Here is a 518-nt window from a genome sequence, read left to right on the forward strand (position 1 = left end):
TTTATCATTTTAGCCAAGAAGACTCCTTCCTCAAGGAACGCGAAGTGAGTAGGTGGGAGATGAATTGGCTTCGGACAAGGGATGGCAGGAAGCCATCTTAATTGTTCGACATACATAAACTGGTACTTCACTACCTATCGAATATACGTTTGTTGTATAATAGACACATATCGAAATGGGGTGAAACGAATGATGATCAATAAAGCATATAAATTTCGTATCTATCCAAATAAATCACAAGCGATCCTAATCAATAAAACGATTGGTTGTTCTCGTTTTGTATTCAATCATTTCCTATCCCTATGGGGGAATGCATACAAAGAAACAGGAAAAGGTTTGACATATGGTACATGCTCTGCCAAACTTCCTGCCATGAAGAAAGAGTTTGTTTGGCTAAAAGAAGTGGACAGTATTGCGATTCAGTCGTCTGTTCGCAACCTTGCGGATGCTTATACACGCTTTTTCAAAAAACAAAACAATGCACCGCGTTTCAAATCTAAGAAGAACAACGTGCAATC

1 protein-coding gene is annotated in these 518 nt (G+C 38.8%); it reads left to right on the forward strand.

The features are described from left to right. Positions 1-189 precede the first annotated feature (189 nt). On the forward strand, positions 190-518 hold a 329-nt coding region (locus ACYVEC_RS30595), incomplete at its 3' end, for a helix-turn-helix domain-containing protein (RefSeq protein ID WP_460509584.1).

The organism is Bacillus sp. MN7755 (genome assembly GCF_054771475.1).